Raw genomic sequence first — 7,851 nt, 5'->3', positions numbered from 1 at the left:
CGTCGCCCCGCTGGGCGGCGAGGCGCGCGGAGGTCTCCTCGAGCGCGCGGCGGATCTCGAACAGCGCGCGGATGTCGTCGGCGTCCAGATCGGCGACCACGGTGACCCGAGGGGACTGCTGCACGACCAGGCCGTCGGCCGCGAGGCGGCGGAGGGCCTCGCGCATCGGCGTGCGACTGATGCCGAGGCGGGCGGCCTGCTCGACCTCACCCAGCACGAATCCGGCGGGGAGCACGCCCGATTGGATCTCGTCGAGCAGCGCCGCGTGGGCTCGATCGCTCGCGCTGATGCGATCGACGACGGAGCTCATACCCTCAGTGTATACATAAGACCGGGGGAATGGCCTTGTAATGCCAGAAACCGTCGTTGCGCGTATACATACGTTCGCGACCCCATCCGCCCTCCGCCCGCACCTCATCCCGCTCTCCGCGGCGCGGGGCCAGAACGGCACCTCCCCACCAGGCGGGGCCAATAGAGCACCCAGATCGCCCCTGGAAGGTGCGAATCTGACCCCGTACGGCGCGGGGGCACGGCCACGCGGCGCGGGATGCCGAACTACGGCCGCGGCACCTCCACAGCATCCGGAACAGGCTCCACGAACTCGGCCGGGCGCGGCTCGCCGAGCTTCACGACGACGACACCGACCAGCACGAGCGCCGCCCCGACGGCCTGCAGCAGATCGGGGAGCTGCCCGAGCAGCAACCAGCCGAAGAGCAGCGCGGCGACCACTTCGGACAGCGCGATGAACGATGCCAGGCGCGAGCCCAGCATCCGCGTCGACGCGATGCCGAGCACATACGCGAGAGCCGTGGCGATCAGGCCGATCGCGAGCACCGGCACGAACCACGGAACCGTTCCGAAGCGGTAGGCGATGTCGTCGGTCGTCCAGGCGATCGGCAGGATGCCGACGAGGCCGGCGACCGTCAACGCCACCGCGCCGAGCAGCAGCCCTCCCCCGGCGAGCGCGATCGGCGGCAGCCCGGTGTCGGCTTTGGCCGAGAGCAGGAAGTACGTCGCCGCGCCCACCATCGCGGCGAGCGCCCAGAGGATGCCGGCGACGTCGACCTCGGCGCCGGTGATGATGTCGAGCATCAGCACGAGGCCCACGAAGGCGATGGCCGCACCGATCACGCTGCGTCGAGTCGGCCGTTCACCCCGGCGGAGCCAGAGCCACAGGATGACGGCGATCGGCGCGGTGTACTCGATGAGCAGCGCGAGGCCGACGTCCATCACGGCGACGGCCTGGAAGTAGCAGAGCTGCGTCGCTGTCACGGCGAGCAGTCCGTAGGCGGCGACCATGCCGGCGTTCTTTCTGAGCGTTCCCCATCGGCCACGCAGCGACAGGATCGTCGGCACGAGCAGCACGAGTGCCGCGACCCAGACGCGCACGGTGACGGCGGCACCCGGCGTCCACCCCGCATCGATGAGCCCTCGCGCCCAGGCGCCCGACATCCCGAAGGCGAAGGCCGCGCCGATCGCCAGCGGCAGCCCGAGGCGCACCCCCCGTGCCGACGCGTCATTGGCAAAAGTGCTCATGACAGGTGACGCTACTCGCGCGAGTTGTAAGGTGTCAATATGATCTTCGCCGATGACACCGAAGAGGCGCTGCGCGCCGCCGTCTGGCTGGTGAACTCCGCCGAAGAACCCGAGACCCTCGAGACCCTCGCCGATCACGCGGCATTCCTCGCCGAGTTCCCATACTCCGGTCGTATCGATCGCGACGATGCCGAGCTGGCGGCCCTGCGCGGCATCCGCTCCCGTCTGCGCTCCATGCTGCTCGCGCCCCGCGACGAGATGGCGGGGCACGTCAACGCGGCGCTCGCCGAGAGCACCCTCTCCCCGCGCCTCGTCCGCCATGACGGCGTCGACTGGCATCTGCACGCTGTCGCCGACGAGCGCCCACTGGCGGAGCGCGTGCAGATCGAGACCGCCATGGCACTGATCGACGTCATCCGCGCCGACGAGGGGTCGCGGATCTCGATCTGCGCCGACGACACCTGCGAGGCCCTCGCGCTCGACCTCTCGCGCAACCGTTCGAAGCGCTACTGCTCGACGACGTGCACCAACCGCAACGCGGTCGCCGCCTACCGCGCCCGCCGCACCCGGGCCTGATTCACCGGCCCACACGAGACCCGGGTGACCGCGAGAGACGCGGACCATCCGCCCTCGCGCGCGCACCCCGGATGGCGAGCCGATCCTGCGTGCGCACAGCCATGTTTCCTAAAACAACCAGAACTTAACAGTTTCTACCGATTCGCTTGTCCGGTTGACGAGGGCACCCGAGCCTGGAAATACTGTTAACCGCCCGAAAGCACAGCGCTTGTGCCCCTGTTCACCCCAAGGCCAAGGATGACCTAGATGACAGAAACGATCAGTTCTACACAGTTAGACACAGATCGAAAGCCACGTCGGCTCTCCGATGGCATGTTCGCCCTGCTGCTCACGGCACCCGGGCTCGCTCTGCTCGCCGCGGTCGTCGTCTACCCGCTGATCACCGCGCTCATCACCGCGTTCTACAAGCAGAGCCTCGTCGAGCCCGGCCGCGAGTTCGTCGGATTCCAGAACATCATCGACGTGCTGACCGGCGACTTCTTCCGCCTGCTCGGTCAGACTCTGGTGTTCACGCTCGGCACGACGATCGCCCCGTTCGTGATCGGCTTCGGGCTCGCGCTCGCCCTGAACACCCGCATCCGCGGAGCCAAGGTCATGCGCGGTCTCATGCTCATCCCCTGGCTGATCCCCGGAGTCGTCGTCTCGTTCCTGTGGATGTGGATCTTCAACGCCAACTACGGCGTACTCAACTCCCTCTTCGAGAGCCTCGGCCTGATCGGCGAGCCGCAGGCGTGGCTCGCGAACCCGACCAGCGCGATGGCCGCCGTGATCGTCGCGAAGACCTGGCAGTCGTTCCCCTGGATGATGGTGATGCTGCTCGCCGGCCTGCAGACCGTGCCGATCGAGCTGCATGAGGCCGCCGAGATCGACGGCGCCGGCACCGTGCGCCGCTTCTTCTCGATCACCGTGCCGCAGATGCAGGGCATCATCGGGCTCGTCCTGCTGCTCGAGTTCATCTGGAACTTCCAGCACTTCGACATCATCTACGTGCTCACCGGCGGAGGCCCCGCCGGATCCACCCAGACCTTCGCGACCGCCGTCTACGAGACCGCGTTCGACGGATTCGACCTAGGCCATGCCGGCGCCCTCGGGTTGCTGTGGATGGTGCTGCTGATGGGGCTCGTGGTCGTCTACGTCCGCCTGTCCGAGAAGGGAGAGAAGCGATGACCGCTGTCCTCACCGAGACCCCGGCCGCCGTGGCCGCCCCCATCGCGCCCGCTCCGCGCCGCCGTCCGCGGCGCGCGGATCGACGAGCCGTCACGATCAGCGCCTGGGTCGCCGTCGTCGTGTTCGGCGGGTTCGCGCTGCTCCCGGTCTACTGGCTGCTGGTGACCTCGCTCACCCCGCGCACCGAGGTCTTCTCCTACCCGCCGAAGCTGTTCCCGTCGGAGATCACCTTCGACGCCTACGCCGCACTGCTGAACAACCCGGCACTGTTCGGGTACCTGCGCAACAGCATCCTGGTGTCGGTGATCACCGCGGTGCTCTCCGTGATCGTGTCGGCCTACATGGGCTACGCGTTCTCGAAGTTCCGCTACCGCGGTCGCCGCAGCCTCATGTACTTCGTGCTCGCCTCGCAGATGTTCCCGCAGGCACTGCTGCTCATCACGCTCTACGCGGTGTTCTCGGCGTACGGCCTGCTCAACACCTACACGGCGCTGGTGCTGTCGTTCACGACGTTCACGCTGCCGCTGTGCGTGTGGATGCTGAAGGGCTTCTTCGACACCATCCCCGACGAGCTCATCGAGGCGGCCCGAGTCGACGGCGCCTCACGCATGCGCATCATCCACTCCATCGTGATGCCGCTCGCCGGTCCCGGGCTCATCGCCGCCGGACTCTTCGCGTTCGTGCGCGGATGGAACGACTTCATCTTCGCCCTCACCCTCGCCGGTCCCGACAAGCAGACGCTGCCTCCCGGCCTCGTCAACACGTTCATCGGCGAGGCCTCCACGGCCTGGCCCGAGCTGATGGCGGCATCCCTCGCGGTGTCGCTGCCCGTGGCCATCGCCTTCATCGCCCTGCAGCGCTTCCTCGTCGGCGGCCTGACCGCCGGTGCGGTCAAGGGCTGAATCCGCCGACAGTCCCTCGAAGAAGAGAGAGAGCACAACCATGTCCGAGAACTCCATCTCCGTCTCCCGCCGCCAGCTGCTCCAGTTCGCCGGTCTCGGCGCCGCAGGCCTCCTGCTCACGGCGTGCATGCCCAGCGGCGGCGGCGCCGGAAGCCCTGCCGGCACACCGGGCGGCGGCCTCTCCGCCGGCGACTTCACCGCGACCGACTTCTCGTTCGCGAGCTGGTCGCTGACCGAAGAGGCAGCCGCACCCGCGATCCGCTCGCTGCTCGACGGCTACAAGAAGAAGAGCGACGTCGGCATCACCGAGGTCTCGTTCCCCTACAACGAGTACTTCAAGCAGCTGATGCTGCAGGTGCGGGGCGGACAGTTCACCGGCGCCGCACACGTCGACGTCGCGTGGCTCGCCTCGCTCGCGGCCCTCGGCAAGCTCGAGGACGTCTCGGCCCTCACGAAGGGACGCGGCTACACGGCATCCGCGCTCGAAGCCGCGCAGCTCGACGGCGTGCAGTACGGATTCCCGTGGACGATCGGCGCGATCGGGCTGGTCACCAACTCGGAGATCATGGACAGGGCCGGCGTCTCGGAGTTCCCGACCACCGTCGACGACTTCGAGAAGGCGCTGAAGAAGCTCAAGGGGCTCGGCAACGGACTCATCCCCTACGCCGCGTCGACGAAGGCCGCACAGCTCAAGGACGTCCTGATCTGGATGCAGACCTTCGGCTGCGAGCTCGTCGAGAACGGCAAGGTCACGATCGGCGATGACGCGAGCATCGAGGCCGTCACCTGGTACAAGTCGCTCTACGACCAGGGACTCATCGCCGCGGATGTCGACCGGTTCGATGCACGGTCGCTGTTCTCCCAGGGGCGCACGGCCATGTACGACGACGCTCCCGTGGGCCGCAGCTCGGTGACCAAGGACTCTCCGGATCCCGATCTCGACTCCAAGCTCCTGCCGCAGTCGCGTCCGGTGCTGAAGAAGGGCGACACCCCGCGCGCCCTCGTGTGGGGCGGCGCGATCGTGGTCGTCGGCGGAGGAGACGGCACGCGCACGGCTGCGGACTTCGGCCAGTGGTCGACGAGCGACCTCGATGCCGTGACGGCCGACTACGAGCTGCGCGGTCTGCCGCCGGTGACCGAGAAGGCGCAGGCGTCGGCCGCGGTGAAGGCGGATGCCTTCGGCTCGCGCTTCGCCGAGAAGATCACCGCCACGGCGACGACGAACCCGTTCTGGCAGTTCCCGGAGTACGCGCAGATCGAGACGACGATCGCCGATCGTGTGCAGGCCGTGCTGGTGGGCCAGCAGAGCGCGAAGGACGCGATGGCCCAGGCCGGCGAAGCCGCCCAGAAGCTGCTCGCCTGAGGAACGACACCGCACCACTCCCCCCCTCCTGAAAGGACCCCCATGCGCACCCAGACCGTCGAAGCCGACATCATCGTCGTCGGCGGCGGCCTCGCCGGGGTGAGCGCCGCCGTCGCGGCCGCTCGCCTCGGTCGTCGTACCGTGCTGATCAACAACCGGCCGGTGCTGGGTGGCAACTCCTCATCGGAGGTGCGGGTGTGGGTGTGCGGAGCGACCGCGCACGGCAACCAGCGGTGGGCGCGCGAGACCGGCATCATCGGCGAGCTCTATCGCGAGAACCAGTTCCGCAACCCCGAGGGCAACCCGATCTACTGGGACGACGTGGTGCTCGACACGGTGCGGCGTGAACCGAACCTGACGCTGTTCCTCAACACCGAGGTGATCGAGGCCGAGGCAGAGGGCCCCGACGATGCGCGCCGCGTCGTCTCGGTCACCGGGTGGACCATGGGATCGGAGATCCGCACGGTCTTCCGCGCACCGCTCTTCCTCGACTGCACGGGCGACGGGCTGGTCGGCGAGTTCGTCGGCGCACGCCATCGCCTGGGCAAGGAGGGACGCGACGAGTTCGGCGAGGACTGGGCGCCCGAGCAGCCGACGCGGGAGTTCCTCGGATCCACGCTGCTGTTCTACACGAAGGACCTCGGCCATCCGGTCAAGTACGTCGCGCCGGAGAGCGCCAAGGACATCACGACCACGCCGATCCCGGCATCGCGCATCATCCGCAGCGGCGACAGCGGCGCACACTACTGGTGGATCGAGTGGGGCGGTCAGCTCGACATCGTCGACGACAACGAGCAGATCCGCGACGAGCTGCGTTCGGTGATCCTCGGCATCTGGGACCACATCAAGAACTCCGGCGAGTTCGATGCCGACAACCTCACACTCGAATGGATCGGCAACATCCCGGGCAAGCGCGAGTACCGGCGCTTCATCGGCGATCACACGCTGCGCCAGCAGGACGTCATCGAGCAGACCTCCTTCGACGACGGCGTGGCCTTCGGCGGGTGGTCGATCGACCTGCATCCGGCCGAGGGCATGTACTCGACCGGGGCCGGGGCCGTGCAGCGGTTCTCCGACGGACTCTTCGAGATCCCCTTCCGGTCGCTGTACTCCGCGAACGTCGAGAACCTGCTGATGGCGGGGCGCAACGTCTCGGCCACCCACATCGCCTTCGGTGCGGCACGCGTCATGGCCACGTGCGCGGCGATGGGCGAGGCCGCGGGCACGGCGGCGGCACTCTGCCTCACGCATGATGCGACCCCGCGCGAGCTCTACCGGCACCACCGCGAAGACCTGCGCCAGACGCTGCTGCGCGCCGACGCCTCGCTCGTGGGCGTCGCGAACGACGACGAGCACGATCTCGCGCGGGCGGCCACCGTCAGTGCGTCGAGCACGCTGCGCACTCTCGGCACGTCGACAGCGGATGCGGATGCCGAGAGCCACCGGCTCGTCGAGGACCTCGGCATCGTCGTGCCCGTGCATCCGGCGCTCGACGCGACCGAGCTGCTCGTCTCGGCCGACGCCGACACGACGCTCACCGTCGAGGTCTGGTCGACCGGCAAGCCCCAGAACGTCGTGCCCGCCCACCTCGAGCACGCGATCGTCGTCGACGTTCCCGCCGTCGACCGCGAGTGGGTGCGCGTCGCCACCCCGTTCGCGCCGGATGCACCGCAGAACGCGATCATCGTCGTACGCGCGAATCCCGGGGTGAGCCTGCACCTGACCTCGCCGCTGCCGCCCGGCGTCCTGACCCTGACCCACCGCGTCGACAACGACGACCAGAACGTCGAGGTCGATCGAGACGGTCTCCTCGTGCGATGGCCGACCAAGCCGCTGCGCGGACGCAGTGTCGTGTTCCGCACGAGCCCCGACTCCGAGGCCCTCGCTCCCGAGCGCGCGACCTCGGGCTACAACCGCCCGCACGGGGGGCCGCACATGTGGGCATCCGACCCGCGGGCGACAGGTGAGCCGTGGCTGCGCCTCGACTGGGATGTCCCCGTGACGGCATCCGAGATCCGACTGGTGTTCGACGACGACCTCGACCTCGAGCTGAACACTCTGCACCACCACCGCAGCCCCGACGAGGTCCTGCCCCAGCTGGTGCGCGACTACCGCGTCGAGGTGCTCCCCGACGGATCCTCGGAGTGGCGGGTCGTCGCCGTCGCGAGCGACAACCGTCACCGGCTGCGCGTGCACGAGCTGCCCGCTGACCTCGGCCCGTTCAGTGCGGCACGACTCGTCGTCGCGCGCACGAACGGCACCCGCGAGGCGCGGGTGGTCGCGTTCCGGGTGCAATCATGACCGGGG

At 68.6% G+C, this 7,851-nt stretch carries 7 protein-coding genes; 5 read left to right on the top strand and 2 right to left on the bottom strand.

All coding sequences use genetic code 11. The features are described from left to right. Positions 1-289, bottom strand: a 289-nt coding sequence (locus RTM68_RS15585; protein ID WP_396654240.1) for a GntR family transcriptional regulator, incomplete at its 3' end; no start/stop codon positions are given. 266 nt (positions 290-555) lie between these two features. Continuing rightward, positions 556-1,536 carry an EamA family transporter gene (locus tag RTM68_RS15580; protein ID WP_312172630.1) on the bottom strand — a complete coding sequence of 327 codons (981 nt, stop codon included), beginning with the start codon at positions 1,534-1,536 and terminating at the stop codon, positions 556-558. A gap of 39 nt (positions 1,537-1,575) precedes the next feature. Between RTM68_RS15580 and RTM68_RS15575 the strand changes: the two genes are divergently transcribed. The 5 genes from RTM68_RS15575 (at position 1,576) to RTM68_RS15555 (ending at position 7,845) form a co-directional block, all read left to right on the top strand. Next, on the top strand, positions 1,576-2,112 hold the full coding sequence (locus tag RTM68_RS15575; protein ID WP_312172628.1) for a CGNR zinc finger domain-containing protein: 537 nt from the start codon (positions 1,576-1,578) through the stop codon (positions 2,110-2,112). A gap of 312 nt (positions 2,113-2,424) precedes the next feature. Further along, complete coding sequence (locus RTM68_RS15570; protein WP_312172625.1) at positions 2,425-3,279, top strand: sugar ABC transporter permease; 855 nt, start codon at positions 2,425-2,427, stop codon at positions 3,277-3,279. Next, positions 3,276-4,181, top strand: coding sequence for a carbohydrate ABC transporter permease (locus tag RTM68_RS15565; protein ID WP_312172622.1), 906 nt, complete (start codon positions 3,276-3,278; stop codon positions 4,179-4,181). Before RTM68_RS15570 ends, RTM68_RS15565 begins: the two co-directional genes overlap by 4 nt. A 40-nt stretch (positions 4,182-4,221) precedes the next feature. Continuing rightward, the gene (locus RTM68_RS15560; RefSeq protein ID WP_312172619.1) at positions 4,222-5,544 is read left to right on the top strand and encodes an extracellular solute-binding protein; all 1,323 of its coding nucleotides are present in this window, start codon (positions 4,222-4,224) and stop codon (positions 5,542-5,544) included. 42 nt (positions 5,545-5,586) lie between these two features. Continuing rightward, on the top strand, positions 5,587-7,845 hold the full coding sequence (locus RTM68_RS15555; RefSeq protein WP_312172616.1) for an FAD-dependent oxidoreductase: 2,259 nt from the start codon (positions 5,587-5,589) through the stop codon (positions 7,843-7,845). The last annotated feature ends 6 nt before the right edge of the window (positions 7,846-7,851 follow it).

The sequence above is a fragment of the Microbacterium sp. genome, assembly GCF_031988965.1.
Taxonomy (GTDB): Bacteria; Actinomycetota; Actinomycetes; order Actinomycetales; family Microbacteriaceae; genus Microbacterium.
Note: the sequence above shows the minus strand (reverse complement) of the source record. Positions and strands in the feature narration are given on the sequence as shown.